Source organism: Salibaculum griseiflavum, assembly GCF_003129565.1.
In the GTDB taxonomy this organism is placed as follows: Bacteria; Pseudomonadota; Alphaproteobacteria; order Rhodobacterales; family Rhodobacteraceae; genus Salibaculum; species Salibaculum griseiflavum.
This window is the reverse complement of sequence record NZ_QETF01000002.1, coordinates 278390-299908: the sequence shown is the minus strand read 5'-3', so window position 1 is coordinate 299908 and position 21519 is coordinate 278390. Positions and strand designations below refer to the sequence as shown.

At 63.3% G+C, this 21519-nt stretch carries 21 protein-coding genes; 11 read left to right on the top strand and 10 right to left on the bottom strand.

Annotated elements, in window-relative coordinates; genetic code table 11:
* Positions 1-35: 35 nt before the first annotated feature.
* Genes DFK10_RS03440 through DFK10_RS03425 form a run of 4 tightly spaced genes read left to right on the top strand, consistent with a single transcriptional unit; the run spans position 36 to position 2828 of the window.
* Positions 36-761: a heme ABC transporter permease gene (locus DFK10_RS03440; RefSeq protein ID WP_109386585.1), complete on the top strand. Its 726-nt coding sequence runs from the start codon at positions 36-38 to the stop codon at positions 759-761.
* Positions 758-919 carry a heme exporter protein CcmD gene (ccmD, locus tag DFK10_RS03435; RefSeq protein ID WP_109386583.1) on the top strand — a complete coding sequence of 54 codons (162 nt, stop codon included), beginning with the start codon at positions 758-760 and terminating at the stop codon, positions 917-919. Before DFK10_RS03440 ends, ccmD begins: the two co-directional genes overlap by 4 nt.
* Complete coding sequence (locus DFK10_RS03430) at positions 912-1445, top strand: DsbE family thiol:disulfide interchange protein (RefSeq protein ID WP_109386581.1); 534 nt, start codon at positions 912-914, stop codon at positions 1443-1445. Before ccmD ends, DFK10_RS03430 begins: the two co-directional genes overlap by 8 nt.
* Before the next feature lie 24 nt (positions 1446-1469).
* On the top strand, positions 1470-2828 hold the full coding sequence (locus DFK10_RS03425) for a phosphohexomutase domain-containing protein (protein WP_109386579.1): 1359 nt from the start codon (positions 1470-1472) through the stop codon (positions 2826-2828).
* On the opposite strand, the gene DFK10_RS03420 is transcribed toward DFK10_RS03425, so the two are convergent.
* Positions 2811-3599 (bottom strand): dimethylarginine dimethylaminohydrolase family protein, encoded by a 789-nt coding sequence (locus DFK10_RS03420; protein WP_109386577.1) that lies wholly within the window; start codon positions 3597-3599, stop codon positions 2811-2813. The genes DFK10_RS03425 and DFK10_RS03420 overlap by 18 nt on opposite strands.
* A gap of 162 nt (positions 3600-3761) precedes the next feature.
* Positions 3762-6509 (bottom strand): aconitate hydratase AcnA, encoded by a 2748-nt coding sequence (gene acnA, locus DFK10_RS03415; RefSeq protein WP_109386575.1) that lies wholly within the window; start codon positions 6507-6509, stop codon positions 3762-3764.
* Between the two features lie 235 nt (positions 6510-6744).
* Here acnA and DFK10_RS03410 point away from each other — a divergent pair, with 235 nt between their 5' ends.
* A complete protein-coding gene (locus DFK10_RS03410) occupies positions 6745-7443 on the top strand; it encodes a DUF1223 domain-containing protein (RefSeq protein WP_109386573.1) in 699 nt (232 codons plus the stop codon).
* Here DFK10_RS03410 and DFK10_RS03405 read toward each other — a convergent pair.
* Positions 7440-8462 carry a FliG C-terminal domain-containing protein gene (locus tag DFK10_RS03405; RefSeq protein ID WP_109386571.1) on the bottom strand — a complete coding sequence of 341 codons (1023 nt, stop codon included), beginning with the start codon at positions 8460-8462 and terminating at the stop codon, positions 7440-7442. The two genes, DFK10_RS03410 and DFK10_RS03405, sit on opposite strands and share 4 nt — an antisense overlap.
* 125 nt (positions 8463-8587) lie before the next feature.
* Positions 8588-9088, bottom strand: a complete 501-nt coding sequence (locus tag DFK10_RS03400; RefSeq protein ID WP_109386569.1) for an autoinducer binding domain-containing protein — start codon at positions 9086-9088, stop codon at positions 8588-8590.
* On the opposite strand from DFK10_RS03400, the gene DFK10_RS03395 reads away from it, so the two are divergent.
* Positions 9069-9839 (top strand): helix-turn-helix transcriptional regulator, encoded by a 771-nt coding sequence (locus tag DFK10_RS03395; RefSeq protein ID WP_109386566.1) that lies wholly within the window; start codon positions 9069-9071, stop codon positions 9837-9839. The two genes, DFK10_RS03400 and DFK10_RS03395, sit on opposite strands and share 20 nt — an antisense overlap.
* A gap of 128 nt (positions 9840-9967) precedes the next feature.
* Complete coding sequence (locus DFK10_RS03390; RefSeq protein ID WP_109386564.1) at positions 9968-10642, top strand: acyl-homoserine-lactone synthase; 675 nt, start codon at positions 9968-9970, stop codon at positions 10640-10642.
* Between the two features lie 61 nt (positions 10643-10703).
* Here the strand turns inward: DFK10_RS03390 and purB are convergent, their stop codons facing one another.
* The gene (gene purB / locus DFK10_RS03385) at positions 10704-12008 is read right to left on the bottom strand and encodes an adenylosuccinate lyase (RefSeq protein WP_109386562.1); all 1305 of its coding nucleotides are present in this window, start codon (positions 12006-12008) and stop codon (positions 10704-10706) included.
* Positions 12009-12110: 102 nt separating this feature from the next.
* On the opposite strand from purB, the gene DFK10_RS03380 reads away from it, so the two are divergent.
* Both DFK10_RS03380 and DFK10_RS03375 read left to right on the top strand, forming a co-directional pair.
* Entirely contained in the window at positions 12111-12533 is a 423-nt protein-coding gene (locus DFK10_RS03380) for a DUF6314 family protein (protein ID WP_235866752.1), read from the top strand.
* A 141-nt stretch (positions 12534-12674) separates the two neighbouring features.
* The gene (locus DFK10_RS03375) at positions 12675-13271 is read left to right on the top strand and encodes a biotin transporter BioY (protein ID WP_109386560.1); all 597 of its coding nucleotides are present in this window, start codon (positions 12675-12677) and stop codon (positions 13269-13271) included.
* 157 nt (positions 13272-13428) lie between these two features.
* Here the strand turns inward: DFK10_RS03375 and DFK10_RS03370 are convergent, their stop codons facing one another.
* Positions 13429-14640 (bottom strand): bifunctional alpha/beta hydrolase/OsmC family protein, encoded by a 1212-nt coding sequence (locus tag DFK10_RS03370; RefSeq protein ID WP_109386558.1) that lies wholly within the window; start codon positions 14638-14640, stop codon positions 13429-13431.
* Positions 14641-14725: 85 nt separating this feature from the next.
* Positions 14726-16069 carry a dimethylsulfonioproprionate lyase DddP gene (gene dddP / locus DFK10_RS03365; RefSeq protein WP_109386556.1) on the bottom strand — a complete coding sequence of 448 codons (1344 nt, stop codon included), beginning with the start codon at positions 16067-16069 and terminating at the stop codon, positions 14726-14728.
* A 96-nt stretch (positions 16070-16165) separates the two neighbouring features.
* Between dddP and DFK10_RS03360 the strand changes: the two genes are divergently transcribed.
* Positions 16166-16903, top strand: coding sequence for a heme-dependent oxidative N-demethylase family protein (locus DFK10_RS03360; RefSeq protein WP_109386554.1), 738 nt, complete (start codon positions 16166-16168; stop codon positions 16901-16903).
* Here the strand turns inward: DFK10_RS03360 and DFK10_RS03355 are convergent.
* The 3 genes from DFK10_RS03355 to DFK10_RS03345 all read right to left on the bottom strand — a co-directional run bounded on the left by DFK10_RS03355 (position 16891) and on the right by DFK10_RS03345 (position 19773).
* The gene (locus tag DFK10_RS03355; protein ID WP_146193219.1) at positions 16891-17754 is read right to left on the bottom strand and encodes a hypothetical protein; all 864 of its coding nucleotides are present in this window, start codon (positions 17752-17754) and stop codon (positions 16891-16893) included. The genes DFK10_RS03360 and DFK10_RS03355 overlap by 13 nt on opposite strands.
* A gap of 228 nt (positions 17755-17982) precedes the next feature.
* Positions 17983-19389, bottom strand: coding sequence for a type I glutamate--ammonia ligase (glnA, locus tag DFK10_RS03350; protein WP_109386550.1), 1407 nt, complete (start codon positions 19387-19389; stop codon positions 17983-17985).
* Between the two features lie 45 nt (positions 19390-19434).
* Positions 19435-19773 carry a P-II family nitrogen regulator gene (locus DFK10_RS03345; protein WP_109386548.1) on the bottom strand — a complete coding sequence of 113 codons (339 nt, stop codon included), beginning with the start codon at positions 19771-19773 and terminating at the stop codon, positions 19435-19437.
* Positions 19774-19953: 180 nt separating this feature from the next.
* On the opposite strand from DFK10_RS03345, the gene DFK10_RS03340 reads away from it, so the two are divergent.
* On the top strand, positions 19954-21495 hold the full coding sequence (locus tag DFK10_RS03340; protein WP_109386546.1) for an NAD(P)H-hydrate dehydratase: 1542 nt from the start codon (positions 19954-19956) through the stop codon (positions 21493-21495).
* Positions 21496-21519: the final 24 nt, after the last annotated feature.

Here is a 21519-nt window from a genome sequence, read left to right as displayed (position 1 = left end):
TTGAGCCGCCGCGCGGGACAGGATACGAGATACACATGTCGATCTGGGAATATGCCAACCCCAAGAAGTTCATCGCCACCACCACCCCGGTTCTGCCCTGGGTGATGTGGGCGGCCGCCGTGACCCTTGTTGTCGGCCTTGTCTGGGGGTTCTTCTTCACGCCCGACGATTACCGGCAGGGCAGCACCGTCAAGATCTTCTACCTGCATGTGCCCGCCGCCATGATGGCGATCAATATCTGGGTGATGATGCTGGTGACATCCCTGATCTGGCTGATCCGCCGCCACCATGTCAGTGCCCTTGCCGCCAAGGCCGCCGGCCCCATCGGCATCGTGATGACCTTGATCGCACTGTTCACCGGCGCGGTCTGGGGCCAGCCGATCTGGGGCACCTGGTGGGTCTGGGATCCGCGGTTGACCTCATTCCTGATCCTGTTCCTGTTCTACCTCGGCTACATGGCGCTGTGGACCGCGATCGAGGATGACGATACCGCCGCCGACCTGACCAGCGTGCTGTGCATCGTGGGGTCGGTCTTTGCCGTGCTGAGCCGCTATGCCGTCAATTTCTGGAATCAGGGCCTGCACCAGGGCGCGTCGCTGTCGCTCGATGCCGAGGAAAACGTGGCCGATGTCTTCTGGTACCCGGCCTTGGTCTGTATCGCCGGGTTCATCCTGTTGTTCGTGGCGTTGGTGATCCTGCGCACGCATACCGAGATCCGGCTGCGCCGGGCGCGGGCGCTGGAAACAAGGATGCGCGCATGATGCCTGATCTTGGAAAATACGTGGTCGAGGTGCTCTCGGCCTATGCGGTGTCCATCGTTCTGCTGCTTGGCCTTGTCTGGATCTCAGTCCGCGCGGCGCGCAAGGCACGAGAGACACTGGCCGCCGTCGAGGCCCGCAAGGAAAAGCGCGATGGCTAAGCCCCTGATGTTCATTCCTCCGGTGATCTTCGCCGCCATTGCAGGGCTGTTTGCCTATTCGATGTTCTCGGGCAACCCCGACGACCTGCCAACGGCACTGGCGGGGCGCCCGGCCCCCTCTCTGGCCGTCGATCCGCTGGGCGAAAAGACGGTGCTGACCGACGAGATGCTGCGCGACGGAGAGTTGAAGCTGGTCAATTACTGGGCCAGCTGGTGCGCGCCTTGCCGGGTTGAACATCCCAACCTGACCCTGCTGGCCGCTGAAGGGCTGGCTGTCTATGGAATCAATTACAAGGACCAGGACGCCAACGCCCTGGCGTTCCTTCAGGAACTGGGCGACCCCTATCGTGGCCTTGGCACGGATCCGAACGGTGCCAATGGTCTCGAATGGGGCGTCTATGGCGTGCCCGAGACATTTCTCGTGGATGGGGATGGCACCATCCTGATGCGCGTGGCCGGTCCGGTGACGGAACGCGCCATCGAAAGCCGCCTGCGCCCCGCGATCGAGGCCGCGCGCGCCGATTGACACCGAATCCCAAAAGGACCCCCGATGCTGTCTTGTTTCAAGAGTTACGATGTGCGCGGCAAGCTGGGCGAGGACCTCACCGAGGAGATCTGCGAGGCGATCGGTCGTGCATTTGCCCGTGTCATGACACCGGGCAGCGTGGTCACCGGCCGCGATATCCGTGACAGCAGCGCCGATCTGCAAGCGGCCCTGCATCGCGGTTTGGTGGCCGAGGGCGTCAAAGTCCACGATATCGGCCTGTGTGGCACCGAGGAGGTCTATTTCGCAACCGCCCATTTTGGCGCCGGGGGCGGGCTGATGGTGACGGCCAGTCACAATCCCATCGACTACAACGGCATCAAGCTGGTGCGCGACGGCGCGCGGCCTGTTTCGGAAGACACCGGGCTGGGCGAGATCCGCGCCATGGCCGAGGCGGATGATTTCGGCCCTGCGATCCCCGGCGGTGCGGTCGAGCCGCGCGATCCGCGCCCGCATTACGTGGCCCACCTGATGAGCTATATCGACCCGCGGGGACTGCGGCCGCTGAAGATCGTCGTCAATGGCGGCAATGGTGCCATCGGTCCGACCTTCGACGCGCTGCAAGAGGCCATGCGCGGGGTGCCGTTCAACTTCGTCAAGGTCCACCATACCCCCGATGGCAGCTTTCCAAACGGCATTCCCAACCCGCTTTTGCCGGAAAACCGCGCCGCAACCGCCGATGCGGTTCGGACACATGGCGCGGATATGGGCGTGGCCTGGGACGGGGATTTCGACCGCTGCTTCTTCTTCGACGAAACCGGCGCCTTCATAGATGGCGAATACATCGTGGCGCTGCTGGCCCAGGCCTTTTGCAGCAAGGAAACAGGGGCCGGCATCGTTCATGACCCCCGGGTCGTCTATGCCACGCGGGATCGTATCGAAGCCTGCGGCGGCACCGCCATCCTCAGCCGGGTCGGGCACAGCCATATCAAGAAGATCATGCGCGAGCACGACGCGGTCTATGGTGGCGAGATGTCTGCGCATCACTATTTCCGTGATTTCAACTACTGCGACAGCGGCATGATCCCCTGGCTTCTGGTGGCCGAGCTGGTCTCGCGCTCGGGCCAGGGCCTGAGCGAGATGGTCGCCCGCATGCGGGCCGATTTCCCGTCCTCCGGCGAGATCAATTTCACCGTTGCCGACAGCCAGGCCGCGATCGACGCCGTGGTCGCGGCCTTCGAAGACCAGACCGTTGACCTCGATCGTCTGGACGGGGTCAGCTTCACCTGTGACGGGTGGCGCATGAATATCCGCGCCTCCAACACCGAACCGGTGTTGCGCCTGAACGTCGAGGCAAAGGGAGATCGCAGTCTGGTCGAGGCCAAGGTGGCCGAGGTTCGGGCCGTGCTAGAGAGAATAGCGTAGGGACATGCAACTCAGCCCGCCATCGACCAGCGCGGCCTGCGACGTGTCCAGCGTCACCACCTCGTATCCGGCCTGGGTCAGACGGTCCGCCGTTTCGGGATAACCTGCCGACAGCATCACCACATCATTCACCCGGATCGCGTTGGCGCTGGCCCCTTCGCCCGGCGCGGTCTCGATCACGCGCATGGAGTCAAAGGCCCCGGAGGCCGCCAAGGCAGGCGTGGCCAGCACGGTCTCGGCGTCCAACAGGGAACTCTCGGTCTTGAAATGCAGGATTTCGGGCGGGGTTTGCAGCACCTCCAACCTGTAGCCCTGCGCTTCGACCAGAGGGCGCAGGTCTTCGGCACCGCGCGCATCGGTTCGTGCCGACAGACCGATCAGAACCCGGTCATCGGTGCACAGGATATCCCCCCCATCGACAAAGCCCTCGGTCTTGAGGTCCACGACTTTACGGCAATGTTCTTCAAGGGCAGGGCGCAACGCCGCCGCCTCACCCAACCGGCTTGGCGCACCGGGGCGCAGCACGATGGCCACCCCGTTCAGAACCAGCGCCGGATCCTCGATGAAGACGCTGTCGGGAAAGGCCTCGTCCGCCTCCAGAACGGTCACCGCGCAGCCGGCATCGCGCAGCGCGGCCACATAGGCTGCGTGCTGGTTCCGAAAGAGGGCCGGGTCGGGGTCACCGCGGTCACTGGCTCGTAATCCATCGCAGACAGAGTCCGCCGGGACACGGCACAGCGCATGGGTGAATTCAAAACTTCTATGGGTCATTTCGCCAAGCTACCCCAACCATTTCCCGCGTCCAGATTTCTTTGGACGAAAAATATCCCGGGGAGTCCGCCAGGGGCGGACCGGGCAGCGCCCCCTCGAAAAAAAAGCCGCGCCCCCGGCAGGGGGCGCGACATCTTGATAACGGTCCGGCTTGAAAAACGGTCAGGCCGCCTTGGCGAGGTTGCGCAGCACGTAATGCAGCACACCGCCATGTTCGATGTATTCGATCTCGATCGCGGTATCGATCCGGCATTTCAGCGTGATCTCCTTGACCGAGCCATCGGCCATGGTGATCTCGCATGGCACCTCTTGCAGCGGCTTGATCGTGTCCAGACCCTTGATCGAGACGGTCTCGTCCCCGGTCAGGCCCAGCGTCTTTCGGGTATCGCCGCCGGTGAACTCGAACGGGATCACGCCCATGCCGACCAGGTTGGAACGGTGGATTCGCTCGAAGCTCTCGGCGATCACGGCCTTGACACCCAGCAGGTTGGTGCCCTTCGCGGCCCAGTCTCGGCTGGACCCGGCGCCATATTGTTCGCCGCCGAAGACGACCAGCGGCGTTCCCTGGTCCTGGTAGGCCATGGCGGCCTCGAAGATCGAGGTCTGCTTTCCGTTGGGCCCCTTGGTATAGCCGCCTTCGACCCCGTCCAGCATCTCGTTCTTGATGCGGATATTGGCGAAGGTGCCGCGCATCATGACCTCGTGGTTGCCGCGGCGCGAGCCGTAGGAGTTGAACTCGCGCACCGGCACCTGGCGTTCGGTCAGGTACTGGCCCGCGGGGGTTTCGGGCTTGAACGACCCGGCGGGGCTGATGTGGTCTGTGGTGATCATGTCGCCCAGAATGGCCAGCACGCGCGCCCCTTCAAGGTTGGTGATCTTGCCCGGCTCTTTGGACATGCCTTGGAAATAGGGTGGGTTCTGGATGTAGGTCGAGCTTGCGGGCCAGTCATAGGTTTCCGCATCGGTGGTCTCGACGCCCTGCCACTTCTCATCGCCCTTGAAGACATCGGCATATTTCGACTGGAACGCTTCGCGCGTCACGGTCTTTTCGACCAGGTCGGCGATCTCGGCCTGGGTCGGCCAGATATCCTTGAGGTAGACATCCTTGCCGTCCGGCGTCTGGGCGATCGGGTCGGTGGCGATGTTGATGTTCATGTCACCGGCCAGTGCGTAGGCGACGACCAGCGGCGGGCTGGCCAGGTAGTTGGCGCGCACGTCCGGGCTGATCCGGCCCTCGAAGTTGCGGTTGCCCGACAGGACCGAGGTGGCCACGAGGTCGCCCTCGGCAATGGCTTCGCTCAACTCTTTCTGGATCGGGCCGGAGTTGCCGATACAGGTGGTGCAGCCATAACCCACCAGGTTGAAGCCGATGGCGTCCAGGTCCTCTTGCAGCCCGGCGGCCTCAAGATAGGCGGACACGACCTGGCTGCCCGGCGCCAGCGAGGTCTTGACCCAGGGCTTGCGATCCAGGCCCAGCTCGCGGGCCTTGCGCGCCACGAGGCCCGCGCCGATCATCACGTAGGGGTTCGAGGTGTTGGTGCAGGAGGTGATCGACGCGATCACGACAGAGCCGTCGCGCAGCTCGTAGTCCTCCCCCTCGACCTTCTGGCTCTTGCGCGGATCGACCACCGGGTCGGGGGTCGGGCCCTCATCGGCCATGTCGGTGGCGGCGGCGCTTTCATCCGCGCCGCGGTAATCGGCGACCACGTCGAAGAAGGCATCGGCCGCGCGCTCCAGCGCCACGTAGTCCTGCGGACGCTTGGGGCCGGAGATGGCCGGCACGATCGTGCCCATGTCGAGGCTGAGCGTGTCGGTATAGACCGGCGCGTAATCGGCGCCGCGCCAGAAGCCGTTTTCCTTGGCATAGGCTTCCACAAGCTGCACGCGGGCCTCGTCGCGGCCGGTATTGCGCAGGTAGCGCAGGGTCTCGTCGTCGATCGGGAAGAAGCCGCAGGTGGCGCCGTATTCGGGCGCCATGTTGGCGATCGTGGCCCGGTCGGCCAGCGGCAGGTTATCAAGACCCGCCCCATAGAATTCGACGAACTTGCCGACCACACCCTTTTCACGCAGCATTTCGACGACCTTGAGCACGAGGTCGGTGCCGGTGGTGCCTTCGACCATCTCGCCGGTCAGCTCGAAGCCCACGACCTCGGGGATCAGCATGGAAATCGGCTGACCCAGCATGGCGGCCTCGGCCTCGATCCCGCCGACGCCCCAGCCCAGAACAGCGGCACCGTTGACCATGGTGGTGTGGCTGTCGGTGCCCACCAGCGTATCGGGATAAGCCACTTCCTGGCCGTCCTGGTCGGTGTCGGTCCAGACGGTCTGGGCGAGGTATTCCAGGTTCACCTGGTGACAGATGCCGGTGCCCGGCGGCACAACACGGAAATTGTTGAACGCCTTCTGGCCCCACTTGAGGAACTGGTAGCGTTCCATGTTGCGTTCATATTCGCGGTCCACGTTCATCTGGAAGGCGCGCGGGTTGCCGAATTCGTCGATCATGACCGAGTGGTCGATGACAAGATCGACCGGGTTCAGCGGGTTGATCTTCTGCGCGTCGCCGCCGAGGGCCTTGATGCCGTCGCGCATGGCGGCCAGGTCAACCACGGCCGGAACGCCGGTGAAGTCCTGCATCAGAACGCGGGCCGGGCGATAGGCGATCTCACGCGGGTTCTTGCCGCCCTTGCTGGCCCATTCGGCGAAGGCCTTGATATCATCGGTGGTGACGGTCTTGTCATCCTCGAAGCGCAGCATGTTCTCCAGCACCACCTTCAGCGCAGCGGGCAGCTTTGAGAAATCGCCGAGCCCGGCGGCCTCGGCTGCGGGGATCGAGTAATAGGCGACCGACTGGTCGCCGACGCTGAGCGTTTTGCGGGTTTTTGCCGTGTCATGGCCGACGGTGATGGGCATGGGGGCCTCCTCTGAGGGTGCGAAAAACGAAACGGGGGTCCGGATGACCCGGATTCGAGCTGTGTATACTATTGTATGCAGTCGTTTGCCAAGGGTGAAACGGTGCTTCTATGCGTCGGTTCACCCTGAAGTGCAGGCCTGCGGTTGTCGATGTGACAGAGTCTCGCAAACGGTTGATTGGCCCTTGCCGGACGGCTGCGGTAATCAGAGGGAAGCCAAGAACGGAAAACCGACCATGCGTGCAGTTCTGACAGCTTTGACCCTGGCGTTGTCCGGGGGGACGATACCGGTTTCGGCCGATCCGTCGCCCGTCGTGGTCGAACTCTATACCTCGCAGGGGTGTTCCAGCTGTCCGCCCGCCGATGCGATGTTGCTTGACCTGGCCGAGCGCGAGGACGTCATCGCCCTCGCGCTGCATGTGGATTACTGGGACTATATCGGTTGGGCCGACAGTTTTGCCGATCCCGCCTATACGCAGCGGCAAAAGGCCTATGCCCAGGCCGCCGGCCACGCGACGATCTACACGCCGCAGATGGTCGTGGCCGGGCACACCCATGTGGTCGGCGCCAAGCCGATGGAACTGAGCGACGCCATTCGCACACATGCCGCGGCTGATCACGGGATCGCGCTTGATCTTGCCCGGCAGGGCGGGGGGCTCAGACTGATTCTGGAACGGGAGGGCGCGCCGGTTGGGCCGGCGCAGGTGCAACTGGTGCGATATGACCCGCGACAGGTCGTGGATATTCGCCGGGGCGAGAATGCCGGGCGTCAGTTGACCTATGGAAATATCGTGACGGATTGGCAGGTGGTCGCCGACTGGTCGGGCGACAGCGACCTGACCCTGGATCTGCCCTTGCCGGGGGATGATCGGGCTGTCGTGATCGTGCAGCAGGCCGGGCACGGCGCGATCCTGGCGGCCGGCGAGGTGCGTTAGCCCTCGTCCTCGCCCGGTTCGATCAGGGCGATTTCTCCGCGATCGGCCGCCGAGCGAATGGCCGCGACCACGGCTGCCTGCGCCGCTTCGCCTTCGGCTTTCTTGATCTTGCCCAGCTCTTCCATCTCCTCCCGCAGGCTGTCGGCCATGCGTTGCGACATGTTCGACAGGATGTGATCGGCGCCAGCGGCCACCGGCCCGCCTGTCGCTGACGCGGCGCCAAGCGCCTTGACCAGATCCTCGCCGGGAATGTCGCGGATCACCTTGGGCACATCCAACGGCGACAGCCGGGTCGGGATATCGGCAAAGGTGAAGATCGACTTGCGCACGGATTCGGCAAACCCCGGATCCTGCTCGGTCAGGTCGTCAAGCAGCCTTTCCCGCATCTCTGCGCCGCTGGAATTCAGGATCGCGCCGACGCGCTGGCCCGGCGTCTGTGGGAAGGCAGGTGCACTTGCGCCGCAATACTGCGCGGCAAGCGCCTCGCCGATGCGGGCGACGGCATCGGGGCGGATATCGGCGGTCCGGGACACCGCATGCGCGATGCGCCGGGCCTGTTCGCCGGGCAAGCGCCCCAAGAGCTCGGCGGCCCTGGCCGTGGACAATTTGGACAGAAGCACTGCGCCGATCTCGACCCCTTCGGCATCCAGCAGCCCGAGCAGCGTGTCGAGATCGAGCGCCAGGATCTGCTTCCATGGGTCCGCCCCGGCCGTGTTGGCCGATTCGTCGCGCAGCTTCTGCAGCGCCTGCGGGCTGATCTTGCCATCAAGCCCGGACAGAGCCGCATCGAGGCTGCCGGGCACGGTCATGGCCAGATTTCCCAATGCCTCGGTAAATTCCGACGCGATCGTCTGAAATGTGGTCCGATCGACAAGATCAAGGGCGCCCAATTCCCGTGACAGGCGTAGCTGGCTGTCCTCTGGCAGGTCCGATAGGGGCAGGTCCTGCCCCTCGTTGAGAAGGTATTGCACCACAATGGCGGCCTTGCGGGCGCGCGTCAGGTCTGCGGGTGGGGTCATGAAAAGGCCCTGGCGGTTACGAACACCGCCTAAGTGCCCCATGTGCCCTTACTATTCCCCTAATCAGTGTCCGCCGAGCCGGTAGAACATCCCGGTAGAGGGAGCCTTGACAAGATGACGTTGCGTCAGCTCTTGCGCCAATCCGGATGGGTCATCTGAACCGACAGGTCGTGCAGGTTTTGTCGCTGCTCAGCACTCATGGACCCGTCCGAAAGGGTCATGTTATGCAGCTTCTCAAGGAGTTCGCTCAGCTCTTGGCATTCGGCCTCGGCGAAGTCCCGGTCATGGCGGGTGAAACTGGCGAGACTGCGACTGCCGCCCTGTTCAAGCGCCACCGAAACCCCGTAGTTCATATTGAATTTCTGGCATTCCTTGAAGATTCCGACACTGTCATCGTCGGCCAGCTCGGACCACCGCTTGGTGCCCTCGTTATTGAACCCCCAGCTGACCGTTGGGTCGACCATGACGTAACCGCGTTCGGAATACAGATCGATCCACTCCTTCGGGTAGGTCTGGAGCAGAAACTCGGGTGTCGTGAACTTTACATGAAACGCAATTGCAAAGCCTGTCGGCGACTGCTCTTCCAGCCGCAGAAGGATGCTTCGAATGTCTTCTTTGTCAGCCATTTGGCGTTTCCCCAACTCGCTTTATGGTTGCCTGCTACCGCTGACACGACATACATTACCTCAAAGCAGGCCACTTAAGGCTAAGCATATTGAGAGCAGAAGAACAGGGAAAACAGCCATCTCTCTCGCAGATGAAAAACAGAAGAACCTCGGTCGGTGTACGGATGATGTGCTCGCCCCCGCCAGTGTGGGCTATTACATCGCGTTGAGAGTCGGATTCGCCTTTCCGTTGGAGGAATTGAACGAACTGCCGAAAGCGTGGGTGGATCACTATACGCAGAACCGGTTCATGCTTCACGATCCTGTTATCCGCTGGATTTACGGCAATACCGGTTCGATCCGTTGGAGCGAGCTCGACCTGCCTGATCCGATGCGCGTTCTGGAACAGGCGCAGGTCTTCGGGCTGCGCTATGGGGCGGCAGTGGCCTGTTTCGACGGCAACCGGGAAGGGCAGCGGTCATTCGGCACATTCGTGCGTGCGGACCGGGAGTTCACTGATGAAGAAATTCTTCAATTTCAGAGATATGTAGAAAAACTGCATCGTGCCAAGGCGCCGCCGACGAACCTGACGGCGGCGGAGATCGAGGCACTCGGCATGGTCAAGCGCGGTCTGCGTCTGAAACAGGTGGCGCATGAGCTTGGCGTGACCGAAGGTGCGATCAAACAGCGGTTGAAAAACGCGAAAACCAAGCTCAATGCACAGACCAGCGCCCAGGCGGCGGCCATGGCCAGCGAATTCGGCCTGATCTAGCGACATAGAATCTTTAAGATTCCATTAATCCGCCCAACTCTCGCCACATTTCGTGAAGTGGGAAAAATCCATAGTTAACAGCGGGGCGATGAGCAGGCTAAATGGACTCTCCAGAAAGGAGAGTCAAAATGGAAAACATCACGTTTCGCTTGTCTGACCTGCACAAACACGGAGACGCGTTCTTCGAGTTTCTCAAGCTGAGGAAGCATTTCTTCGTCGATGAACTGGGCTGGGACATTCCTCATGACAACGACATGGAGATGGACCAGTACGACAACCCAACCGCGTATTACTCGCTCGTTGTCCACGAAGGGCGCGTGGTCGGCGGGGCTCGGACCATGCCAACAGACGCGAAATGGGGCCAGCATACCTACATGTTGCGTGACGCGTTCGAGAGCAAGCTCGACGACATCCCGGCCGATGTCATGCCTTCGCTGATCAAGACGCCAGAGGTCTGGGAATGCACCCGCCTTGTCGTGTCGGACGAACTGCGCACCCAGGCGGATCGCAGCCATTGTCTCTGGCTGATCGTCAACGGGCTTGTCCACGAGGCCGAGCTTGCCGGTGCCCGCGAGATGATCTCGCTGTCACCGCTGTCGCTGGTGAGAGCCCTGCGCCAGTTGGGCTTTGCCGCGCGCAAGATCGGCCAGTCCTACAAGAACGAGGGCGACGGACGGCGCTATGCTGTCTTGGCCATGCCGGCCCAGATGTCGCTGCCGACAGCCCAGGCCGTTCCGGCCGGACTGCCCGCCGCGTCGCGCCAGCACAGCCGGCCTGCCATCGTGCACGCCCCGGCGGCCTAGGCGGCTGGTTCATGGTGTCGCAGAGGTGGTCTGCGCCGTGGGGGCGCAGACCACGGCCCGGTCATTCTCCGAAGACCCGGGCGAAGATCGTATCGACATGCTTGGTGTGATAGCCGAGGTCGAATTTTTCGTTGATCCCGTCTTCGCCAAGGGCGGCGACGACCTCGGGGTCTCCGAGTAGTTGTTCCCGGAAATCCACCCGCTCTTCCCAGACCTTGAGCGCATTGCGCTGAACCATGGCATAGGCGTCCTCGCGGCTGACGCCCGCCTGGGTCAGCGCCAGCAGCACGCGCTGGGACATCACCAAACCGGGGAACTTGTTCATGTTCTCCAGCATGTTCTCGGGGAAAATGAGCATCTTGTCGATAACGCCAGCAAGGCGATTCAGGGCGAAATCCAGCGTCACGGTCGCGTCAGGGCCGATTCCACGCTCGACGGAACTGTGGGAAATGTCGCGTTCATGCCACAGTGCCACATTTTCCATCGCCGGAATCACCGTCATCCGCACCAGCCGGGCAAGGCCGGTGAGGTTCTCGGTCAGGACGGGATTCTTTTTGTGCGGCATGGCGGAACTGCCTTTTTGCCCCATCGAGAAGAATTCGGCGCCTTCCAGAACCTCGGTGCGCTGCATGTGGCGAATCTCGATGGCGATGTTCTCGATGCTGGACGCGATGACCCCGAGGACCGCGAAGAACATCGCGTGACGGTCGCGCGGGATGACCTGCGTGCTGATCGGCTCGGGGCTGAGCCCCAGCTGCTCGCAGACATGTTCCTCGACCGCCGGGTCGATATTGGCGAAGGTTCCGACCGCGCCGGAAATGGCGCCGGTGGCGACCTCTTCGCGAGCTTGCTGGAGCCGGGCCTTGTTGCGGTCCATCTCGGCATAGAAGCGGGCAAAGGTCAGGCCCATGGTCGTGGGTTCGGCATGAATGCCGTGCGACCGGCCGACGCGGACCGTCATCTTGTGCTCGAACGCGCGTTTTTTCAGCGCGGCCAGGACCTTGTCCATATCCGCCAGCAGGATGTCGGCGGCGCGCACCAATTGCACGTTCAGGCAGGTGTCGAGCACGTCGGAGGAGGTCATGCCCTGATGGACAAAGCGGGCCTCTTCGGAGCCGACGTGCTCTGCCAGGTGGGTCAGGAAAGCGATCACGTCATGCTTGGTCACGGCCTCGATCTCGTCGATGCGGGCCACGTCGAATTCCACATCCTGGGCCTTCCATACCGCGTCGGCGTTTTCCTGGGGGATGACCCCCAGCTTGGCCATGGCGTCGCAGGCATGGGCCTCGATCTCGAACCAGATGCGGAACTTGGTGGCGGGGTCCCAGACCTGGGTCATCTCGGGGCGGGCATAACGGGGGATCATGGAGCGCGGCCTTTTCGTCGGTGGAGCTTCGGTTCCGTGCCTCTTAAAAGGGGGGCAGGAAATGGGCAAGGGAGGCGCCGGATATGCGGCGAAATGCGTGTCATGGCTGAGCGGCTGACGGCAGAGGATTTCCTGCCCGGGTTCCGGTTTGCCCGGGTGATCGAGGATGCCCATGCGGGGCAGGTGGTACGGGCCGAGGGCGAGGTGCGCTTTCGGCGCGACGATGCCGGTCTGATCTACGAGGAAAGCGGGCAGATGCACCTGCCGGGGCAAGCCCCGCTGCAGGCCGAGCGGCGCTATCTGTGGCGGTTCGACGACCGGGGCGTCGAGGTTCTGTTCGACGATGGCCGTCCGTTTCACCGCTTCGACCCAGAGGGGCAGGGCGCGGGCACCGATCATCCCTGTGGCGCGGATTACTACCGGGTGGCCTATGATTTCACGGAGTGGCCGTGCTGGCGGGCGGTCTGGCGGGTGACGGGGCCGCGCAAGGACTATGAAAGCCGGACCGACTACGCGCCACTTTGAGAGTTTGCAAAATCACGCATTGGCTATACTCTAGGTTTGCATATTTGCGTGAATGCCACCTGCAGGCGGGCCAAATTTCTTGCACATGCCCCATGGCTGGGGCATTCAGAGCGGTAACGAAATCATGAAAGGAGCCGGAACATGGCTGCAACCGCACAACACCGCGTTCTGTTCGACACGTTCGGGGCGACCGAAGGCACTGCCCTGCGCGCCAAGCAGGCCGTGATGGTCGTGCTGGGCATCGCCGCGCTGGCGGCGTCGGCGAAGATCCAGGTCTTTCTGCCGGGGAACCCGGTTCCGATCACCCTTGGCACCTTCGGTGTTCTGACCATTGGCGCGGCCTATGGCGCCCGCCTCGGTCTGATCACCGTGCTGGGCTACCTTGCCTTGGGCGCGCTGGGCGCCTCGGTCTTTGCCGGGCAAGAGGCCGGGCTGACCTACATGATGGGGGGCACCGGCGGCTACCTGGTGGGCTACGCGCTGGCCGCCGCCGCGCTGGGCCATTTCGCCCGTCGCGGATGGGATCGGAGCATCGCCTGGATGGCTCTGGCCATGCTGATCGGCAATGCGTTGATCTATGTGCCCGGGCTGCTTTGGCTGAACCAGTTCGCATCGGGCTGGGCGCAGACGCTGGAATGGGGCATCACGCCCTTCCTGGTTGGCGACGCGCTGAAACTGGCGCTGGCGGCGCTGCTGGTGCCCGGCCTGTGGAAGCTGTTGGGCCGCGCTCGCGGCTGATCCCTTGGGAAGCCGCTATCAAGTTGAGAAGGGCGGACCGGTCGGTCCGCCCTTCGCCGTTTTGAGGGGATATCGGCGCCGTGAGCCCGGTGCCCCGGCGGGTGCGCCGCCGAAAGCGGCCCTCCGGGGGGAGTTTTCGGGCCAAGATGAAGGACGCCTAGTCCGCCAGTTCCGTTTCTATCTCGTTGGCGCGTTCTAGGGTCCGGTGCACCGGGCATTTGTCGGCGATCTGGAGCAGGCGCCGGCGCTGGTCGGCGTCGAGATCGCCTTCGACCGTGATGGAGCGACGGAAGCGGTCGATCTTGGCGCCGGTCTGCGCCCCGGCATCCTGTCCGTGCACCTTGTCATGCGTCACGTCAACTTTCACATGCTCCAGCGGCCAGCCCTTGCGGCGGGCATACATGCGCAGGGTCATCGAAGTGCAGGCCCCGAGCGCGGCGGAAAGCAGACCATAGGGCGAAAGGCCCATATTGGAGCCGCCGTAGCTCTCGGGTTCGTCGGCAAGCAGGTGATGGGGACCGGACTGGATGTCCTGAAGCAAACCCTGGGTGCCGGCCTCGGACACACGGACAACGCCCTCGGGCGCCCCGGGGGGCGGCGCGGGGCGGTCCAGCGGCACGTAGCGCTTGGCCCATGTCGCGATGACGTCGGCGGCATAGTGGGCGTCGTCTTCGCGGGTCAGCAGGTGGTCGGCATCGTCCAGCGTGACGAAGCTCTTGGGGTGTTTGGCCGCAAGGAAGATCTCGGCGGCATTGTCGATCCCGACAGTTTCATCGCGCGGCGCATGCAGGATGAGAAGTGCCGCGCCGAGGTCTGATAGTGCCGGCGTCAGCGAGCCTTGCTCGATGTCGTCGAGAAAGTCCTGCGTGATGCGGAAGGGGCGTCCGGCCAGTTTCACCTCGGCTACGCCATGTTCCATGATATCGGGCAGGGCCTGTTCGAAATTCTGTGCCACATGAGCCGGGTCGAACGGGGCGCCGATCGTGGCGACGGCCTTGATCCCCGGCATTTGCGCGGCCGCCTTGATGACGGCGGCCCCTCCGAGCGAATGACCGATCAAGAGCGATGGGGCCATGCCGCGCGCGCCGAGCGCATCGCAGGCGGCCAGCAGGTCCTCGACGTTGCTGGTGAAGTCGGTGTTGGAAAACTCGCCCTTCGAATGGCCCAGCCCGGTGAAATCGAAGCGCAGCACCGCGATGCCCAGCCCGGTCAGCCGGGCGGAGATCCGGCGGGCGGCGGCGATATCCTTGCCGCAGGTGAAGCAATGGGCGAAGAGGGCCGTGGCAAGGTGCGGGCCGTCCGGCAGGTCCAGCCGCGCGGCGAGATCATGGCCGGAATGGCCGGGAAAGGTGAAACGTTCTGTGGGCATGGCGTCGCTCCGCTTGGTTGCCCCAGAGGTGCCCGTCGCGCCGGCTTTTCGCAAGCCGGATGACAGCGGTTTGACGGGAAGGTGACTAGACCCGCCCCATCAGGGCCGCATCGAAGGGGTATTTGGTCAGGTTCTCGTGGCCGTCCTCGGTGATCAATACCTGGTCTTCGAGCTTGATCGAGAAATCGCCGCCCACTTCGCCGACCAGCGCCTCGACACAGAGGACCATGCCCGGTTCCAGGTCGTAATCGTAGGCGCCTTCGACCATCTGGTCGGGATAGGCGATGAGAGGCCATTCATCGCACAGGCCCACGCCGTGCATCAGGCAGCCGTATTTCTGTGCCTGGTATTTGTCGTCCAGCACGTGGGTGTTGCGCGACAGGTCCTGCATGTTCACGCCGGGTTTGAGCATTTCCATGTTGGTCTGGATGTGTTCGACGGCGTGTTGCATGGCATAGACCATGTCGGGGCGGGGCTTCTCCTCTCCGATCCACCAACTGCGCGAAATGTCGATGCAGATGCCGTAGCTTCCAACGAGGTCCGTGTCGAAGGACAGGATCTCGTTTCGGTTGGGAATGCGGGGACCGCATTCCTGGAACCACGGGTTGGAACGGGGGCCCGTGGCCAGCAGGCGGGTCTCGATCCATTCGCCGCCCCGCCTGATATTCTCGGCATGCAGCACCGCCCAGATGTCATCCTCGCAGGTGGTGCCGTCGCCCATGTGGGCGCGGGCGAAATCCTCCATCGCCCTGACGGATCGTTCGCAGGCATGGTTGGCGCAGCGCATGGCGAGGATTTCGTCGGGCCCTTTGACGGAGCGGGCCTTTTCGGTGACTTCCTCGCCTTCCATGATCTCCAGGCCCTGGGTCTCAAGCGCGCGCAGCCCGTGCAGCATGATCTTGTCCACGGCCAGCCGCGTGTTGCCGGGGCTGTGTTCCTCCAGCAGCAGGCGCACCTCGTTGGAGAACACGTCGGCGGCCACGTCGACCTTGTCGCCCCGGTCGAAATAGAACAGGTCCGCGCCGGAACGCTGTTCGCGCACCAGCGGGTTGAATTCAGAGAGGAAAGGAGAGTTCTTGTAGTCCCAGATCACCATGTAGCCGTCGGCGCAGAGCAGCACCGCGCGGAACGGATTATGGGTGTTCCACAGTTGCATGTTGGTGCTGTCGGTGGCGTAGCGGATGTTGAGCGGGTCGAACATCAGCAGGCCGGCATAGTCGCGCTCGACGAGGTGCCGGGTCAGGCGACGCCAGCGATACTCGCGCATGGCCGGCAGGTTGGGCAGGGTCAGGCCGGCCTCTTCCCATTCGCGCATGGCCAGAAGGGTCGGGCCGATCTCGACGCGGTTCGCGTCATTCGGGGTGCCATCGTCCAGAAGCAGCCCCTTGGACGGGTCGATCTTGCGCCGGTCGCGGTAATGGGTGTTCATGGGCTGTCCTCCTCCTGACGTTCAGCAGGCAACAGGCCGGGGGCAATTTCCGTCGCATTCGCGACAGGAGCGTGACGATTTCTGACCGGAGGGGGCATGCAAACGCAGCAGATCCTGCAAAACAATCTGCCGGAGGAGATGCGACAGGCCGCGCTGGCCCCCTTGCCACGCATGCAGCCGCTGGACGGGCCGTGGCTTCGGTTCGATGCGGCCTATGCCCCGCAAATGGCCCTGCGTCGGCGGCTCATCGATCAGAGGCGGTCGGAGGTGATCGGACAGGTTTCTGGCGCCGAGGCGGCGCTGGCCGAGTGCCTGGAACGGGTGCTGGAGGACCTGCCGGAGAGATTTCGCCGCGACAGGGATCGGGTGATCGGTCCGGATGGTGTCGCGGTGGAGATCGACCGCGACGACCCTCTGGCGACGATGGGCCGCATGCTGCAACAGGATATCTGCGTCCTGTTGCCGGGGCAGGGGGAACATATGCTTGCGGCGGCGGTGTTGTGCTTTCCGGCCAGCTGGACCCTTGTGGAAAAGCTTGGTCGCCCGCTGAGTCGTATTCATGACCCGGTCGCGGAATATGACCCGGATGTCGCGGCGCGGGTCCAACGGTTTTTCGACGCGATCCGGCCGGAGCGGCCGCTATGGCGGGCCAATCATCTGCGGTATGACGATCCGGCCCTGTTTCAACCGCGCAGCGAAGCCGACCCGCGCCCGGTCGGCGGGGCCGGTGCCGCCTATGAGCGGGCGGAACATCAGACGTTGTTGCGCTTGCCCGAAACCGGGGCCGTCATCTTTGCCATCCACACGGTCGTGGTGCGGGCTCAGACCAGGTGAGACAGCACCGGCACGCCGATCCCGGCGTGCATCAGCCCCATCACCGTACCCGTCAACGCCAGCGCCCGAGCGGGGACGCGTTCGCTCTCGCGGCCCAGAACGCAATAGGTCAGGGCGGCCATGCCGATGGGCGCCGAGAGCAGGATCACGCTGCTGTTCATGGTATATATGGCCAGACGCCGGGTCAGGCTTTGGGCGATCTGGCGCTCGATTTCCTCTTCTTCGGCTTCTGCGAAGAGAGCGGCGCGCAGGCGTTCGGTTTCCTGTTTCTGTTGCATGTCCGAAAGCCGGTCGGCAGCCATGGCGGGATGGGTCGGGCGCGGCGTCGGGCGGGCCATTGTCGCGCTGCGCGGCTCGGGGTGGGCCGGGTGCACCGGCTCCGGTTCGCGTTCGGTGCGGATGGATACCAGCTGATGGACGAGGTCGACCAGACGGTCGTAGACCTCGGAATCGACCATTTCGTCACGATCGAAGACCAACAGGCGATCCGAGGGTGCCGCCCGGTCGATCTCGCGCGCGAGACCGCGGCAGAGATCTTCGCGGTTGCGATAGATCGGGCCATCTTCGGCCATGTCGGGGCCACCGCCGACCGAAACGATCAACCCCTCGGCGGGCAGGTCGGCAGGGGTCGGCGCACACAGGTCTTCGCGAAAGTCGATATGCCCAAGACAGACGCGACCGCCCGCAAGATCATAAATGATGAAATCATCATATTCTGCGGTAATGCGGTAGCTTCCCTTCTGCGACTGGGCGAAGGCGTCGCCAAGCTCCCGCTTGAGCGTCTGGAAGTCTATCTTGGTTGGTTGCGCGAAACACAGCGCTGCAATCGTACTTCTTGCGAATTGGGTCATGGTGGCCTCCGGCAACAAGTCTTTGGTCAACAAAGCCGGAGATAATGACGGGTTTAGGATGCAATTGTGTCAAATTGCGATCAAATCGCACATCCTCAGGGGGAACTGCGAAACAATCGCGGTGGAAACCGGGTCATTGCTTCCATTCGGGAAATAACTCTGTCCTCGCCAGAGAAACAAAAAGGGGCGCCACATGGGCGCCCCTCTGGTTTTCTCCGGTCCGCTGGATCAGCAGCTGTAGTACAGCTTGAATTCCATCGGGTGCGGTGTGTGTTCGTAGGCGTAGACCTCTTCCCACTTCAGTTCCATGTAGCCCTCGATCTGGTCGCGGGTGAACACGTCGCCTTCCAGCAGGAAGTCCATATCGGCTTCCAGCTCTTCGAGGGCTTCGCGCAGCGAGGCGCAGACGGTTGGGATGTCGGCCAGTTCCTCGGGCGGCAGGTCGTAGAGGTCCTTGTCCGAGGCCGCGCCCGGGTCGATCTTGTTCTTGATCCCGTCGAGGCCGGCCATCAGCAGGGCGGCGAAGCACAGGTAGGGGTTGGCAGACGGGTCGGGGAAACGGGCCTCGACGCGCTTGGCCTTGGGGCTTTCGGTCCACGGGATACGCACGCAACCCGACCGGTTACGGGCCGAGTAGGCGCGCAGCACGGGGGCCTCGAAGCCCGGGATCAGGCGCTTGTAGGAGTTGGTCGAGGGGTTGGTGAAGGCGTTCAGCGCCTTGGCATGCTTCAGGATGCCGCCGATGAACCACAGGGCTTCCTGGCTGAGGTCGGCATACTTGTCGCCAGCAAAGAGCGGCTTGCCGTCCTTCCAGATCGACATGTTCACGTGCATGCCGGTGCCGTTGTCGCCCGCGATGGGCTTGGGCATGAAGGTGGCGGACTTGCCATAGGCCTGGGCCACGTTGTGGATGACGTACTTGTATTTCTGCAGTTCGTCGGCCTGCTTGGTCAGGCTGTCGAAGATCAGGCCAAGCTCGTGCTGGCACGAGGCCACCTCGTGGTGGTGCTTGTCGGTCTTCATGCCCATCCGCTTCATCGTGGAGAGCATTTCCGAACGGATGTCCTGCGCGTCATCGATCGGGTTGACGGGGAAGTAGCCGCCCTTGACGCCCGGACGGTGGCCGGTGTTGCCCATCTCGTATTCGGTGTCGGTGTTCCATGCGGCGTCCAGCGCGTCGACCTCGTAGGACACCTTGTTCATGGCGACCGAGAAGCGGACGTCGTCGAACAGGAAGAATTCAGCTTCGGGGCCCATGAAGGCCGCATCGCCGATGCCGGAGGACTTCAGGTAGGCCTCGGCCTTTTCGGCGGTGCCGCGCGGGTCGCGGTCATAGGCTTCGCCGGTGTCGGGTTCGACGATCGAGCAATGCAGACACAGGGTCTTTTCCGCATAGAACGGGTCGATATAGGCGCTGTTGGTGTCGGGCATCAGTTTCATGTCGGACTGGTCGATGGACTTCCAGCCGGCGATGGAGGAGCCGTCGAACATGAAGCCCTCTTCGAGGAAGTCTTCGTCGACCTGATCCGACATCAGGGTCACGTGCTGCAACTTGCCGCGCGGGTCGGTGAAACGGATGTCGACATAGTCGATATCTTCGTCCTTGATCGTCTTGAGAACGTCAGCTTTGCTCATGTCTTTCTCTTTCCCCTGGGTAGAAAATGGGTGGATGGGTGCGGATCAAAGGGCCTCTTCGCCCGTTTCCCCGGTGCGGATGCGGATCGCCTGTTCGACGGGCGATACGAAAATCTTGCCGTCGCCGATCTTGTCGGTCTTCGCGGCGTTGATGATGGCCTCGATGGCAGAGTCGACCTGATCGTCGGAAAGGACCAGCTCGATCTTCACCTTGGGCAGGAAGTCGACGACATACTCGGCGCCGCGGTAAAGCTCGGTATGGCCTTTCTGACGACCGAAACCCTTGACCTCGACCACCGAGAGGCCCTGAATGCCGGCCTCCTGCAGGGCTTCTTTCACCTCGTCCAGTTTGAACGGTTTGATGATTGCCTCGATCTTTTTCATCGGCGCGACTCCCTTTGCATCAGGCCTACTTCGCATGGTGTGAGATCACTTCCCGAAGGCCGCCTCAATCCGATAGGCTGAGCGGGGCAGGGGCGCGGGGTCGAATCCCCGGTATGTGCCTAAATTTTGTGCAAACAGCCTCACGCGTGGGCGAAATTGAATCGGGGTGATGCCAAGAACATGACCGAAGTCCTGACAGCCGCCCAAATGCGCGCCATTGAAGCCGCCGCGATCGAGTCAGGCGCGGTCAATGGGCTGGAACTCATGGAGCGCGCCGGGCGCGGCGTGGTCGAGGCGGTTTTCGAGGAATGGCCACACCTGGCGCAGGCGCCGCAACACGCGGTGGTCCTGTGCGGCCCGGGCAACAATGGCGGCGATGGTTTCGTGATCGCGCGACTGTTGAAGGACTGGGGCTGGGAGGTGGAGGTTTTCCTCTACGGCGACGCGGAAAAACTGCCCCCGGATGCGCGAGTGAACTATGAGCGGTGGACAGGCCGCGGCGACGTGGGGGCGGTGCGCGACGCGCCCCGATATGCCCATCAAGCGGATCTTTTCGTCGATGCCCTGTTTGGAACCGGGTTGGGGCGTGCGCTGGACGGCGATGTCTTGGGCTGGGTCGCGGATCATGTGTCAGACCCTGATGCCGCGGCCAAGACGGTCGCCGTCGATATCCCCTCGGGGCTTTGCAGCGACAGCGGCCGGGAATTGAAGGCGGGGACGGAAACCGTTCTGGCCGGGCTGACCGTCAGCTTTCATGCCTTCAAGGTGGGGCATGTTCTTGGATTGGGTCCCGTCAAATGCGGGAAATCCGTCGTCAAGAGCATCGGGATCGAGGGCGGGCCACGCCCCGAGGGGCTGGACGATCTGGTGCGTCTGGTCGATGCGCCGGGCCACGATCTGGACAAGCACAGCGCCCACAAATTCGCACATGGCCATGCGCTGATCCTGTCCGGTGGGCCCGGTCATACCGGCGCGGCCCGGCTTGCTGCGCGCGGGGCGCTCAGGATCGGGGCGGGGCTTGTGACATTGGGCGTGCCGCCCGCCGCGCAGCAAGAGGCCGCCGCGCAGCTGACTGCCATCATGCTGAGACGGATCGGGGAGGCGCCCGCGCTGGGCACCGTCTTGGAAGACGAGCGGATCAACGCGCTTTGCCTTGGTCCGGCGCTGGGCCTGGGTGATGAAAAGCCGGCCCTGATCGCGGAGGCGTTGAAGAGCGGCCGCCCGATGGTGGTGGACGCGGATGCGCTGACGCTGATCGCTGCCGATCCGACACTCTTCGCGCTATTGCATGAGAAATGCGTGCTCACACCCCATGCCGGCGAATTCGCGCGGCTGTTTCCGGATATCGCGTCGAAACTGAAGGAGCCGGCCAGCAAGGGCCCCGCCTATTCCAAGGTGGACGCAACGCGCGACGCGGCGGCGCGGACGGGATGCACCGTGCTGTTCAAAGGTCCGGATACGGTCATCGCCAGCCCCGACGGACGTTGCGCCCTGAATTCCAGCGCCTATGACCGCGCGGCCCCTTGGCTCGCGACTGCCGGTGCTGGTGATGTGCTGGCTGGCTTCATCACCGGGCTGCTGGCGCGGGGCTTCACCCCCCCGCAGGCCGCCGAAACAGGCGCGTGGTTGCATACCGAATGCGCGCTCGGTTTCGGTCCCGGCCTGATTGCCGAGGATTTGTCCGAGGCCCTGCCTGAGGTCTTGCGCAAGCTCCTGGCCTGAAAAGGCAAAAAGGGGCCATCCGGC

What these genes read in the sequence shown, in the direction of transcription:
- DFK10_RS03440 (WP_109386585.1), top strand. Translation starts at nt 36, where the DNA reads ATGTCGATCTGGGAATATGCCAACCCCAAGAAGTTCATCGCCACCACC.
- ccmD (WP_109386583.1), top strand. Translation starts at nt 758, where the DNA reads ATGATGCCTGATCTTGGAAAATACGTGGTCGAGGTGCTCTCGGCCTAT.
- DFK10_RS03430 (WP_109386581.1), top strand. Translation starts at nt 912, where the DNA reads ATGGCTAAGCCCCTGATGTTCATTCCTCCGGTGATCTTCGCCGCCATT.
- DFK10_RS03425 (WP_109386579.1), top strand. Translation starts at nt 1,470, where the DNA reads ATGCTGTCTTGTTTCAAGAGTTACGATGTGCGCGGCAAGCTGGGCGAG.
- DFK10_RS03420 (WP_109386577.1), bottom strand. Translation starts at nt 3,599, where the DNA reads ATGACCCATAGAAGTTTTGAATTCACCCATGCGCTGTGCCGTGTCCCG.
- acnA (WP_109386575.1), bottom strand. Translation starts at nt 6,509, where the DNA reads ATGCCCATCACCGTCGGCCATGACACGGCAAAAACCCGCAAAACGCTC.
- DFK10_RS03410 (WP_109386573.1), top strand. Translation starts at nt 6,745, where the DNA reads ATGCGTGCAGTTCTGACAGCTTTGACCCTGGCGTTGTCCGGGGGGACG.
- DFK10_RS03405 (WP_109386571.1), bottom strand. Translation starts at nt 8,462, where the DNA reads ATGACCCCACCCGCAGACCTGACGCGCGCCCGCAAGGCCGCCATTGTG.
- DFK10_RS03395 (WP_109386566.1), top strand. Translation starts at nt 9,069, where the DNA reads ATGTCTTCTTTGTCAGCCATTTGGCGTTTCCCCAACTCGCTTTATGGT.
- DFK10_RS03400 (WP_109386569.1), bottom strand. Translation starts at nt 9,088, where the DNA reads ATGGCTGACAAAGAAGACATTCGAAGCATCCTTCTGCGGCTGGAAGAG.
- DFK10_RS03390 (WP_109386564.1), top strand. Translation starts at nt 9,968, where the DNA reads ATGGAAAACATCACGTTTCGCTTGTCTGACCTGCACAAACACGGAGAC.
- purB (WP_109386562.1), bottom strand. Translation starts at nt 12,008, where the DNA reads ATGATCCCCCGTTATGCCCGCCCCGAGATGACCCAGGTCTGGGACCCC.
- DFK10_RS03380 (WP_235866752.1), top strand. Translation starts at nt 12,111, where the DNA reads ATGGCTGAGCGGCTGACGGCAGAGGATTTCCTGCCCGGGTTCCGGTTT.
- DFK10_RS03375 (WP_109386560.1), top strand. Translation starts at nt 12,675, where the DNA reads ATGGCTGCAACCGCACAACACCGCGTTCTGTTCGACACGTTCGGGGCG.
- DFK10_RS03370 (WP_109386558.1), bottom strand. Translation starts at nt 14,640, where the DNA reads ATGCCCACAGAACGTTTCACCTTTCCCGGCCATTCCGGCCATGATCTC.
- dddP (WP_109386556.1), bottom strand. Translation starts at nt 16,069, where the DNA reads ATGAACACCCATTACCGCGACCGGCGCAAGATCGACCCGTCCAAGGGG.
- DFK10_RS03360 (WP_109386554.1), top strand. Translation starts at nt 16,166, where the DNA reads ATGCAAACGCAGCAGATCCTGCAAAACAATCTGCCGGAGGAGATGCGA.
- DFK10_RS03355 (WP_146193219.1), bottom strand. Translation starts at nt 17,754, where the DNA reads ATGACCCAATTCGCAAGAAGTACGATTGCAGCGCTGTGTTTCGCGCAA.
- glnA (WP_109386550.1), bottom strand. Translation starts at nt 19,389, where the DNA reads ATGAGCAAAGCTGACGTTCTCAAGACGATCAAGGACGAAGATATCGAC.
- DFK10_RS03345 (WP_109386548.1), bottom strand. Translation starts at nt 19,773, where the DNA reads ATGAAAAAGATCGAGGCAATCATCAAACCGTTCAAACTGGACGAGGTG.
- DFK10_RS03340 (WP_109386546.1), top strand. Translation starts at nt 19,954, where the DNA reads ATGACCGAAGTCCTGACAGCCGCCCAAATGCGCGCCATTGAAGCCGCC.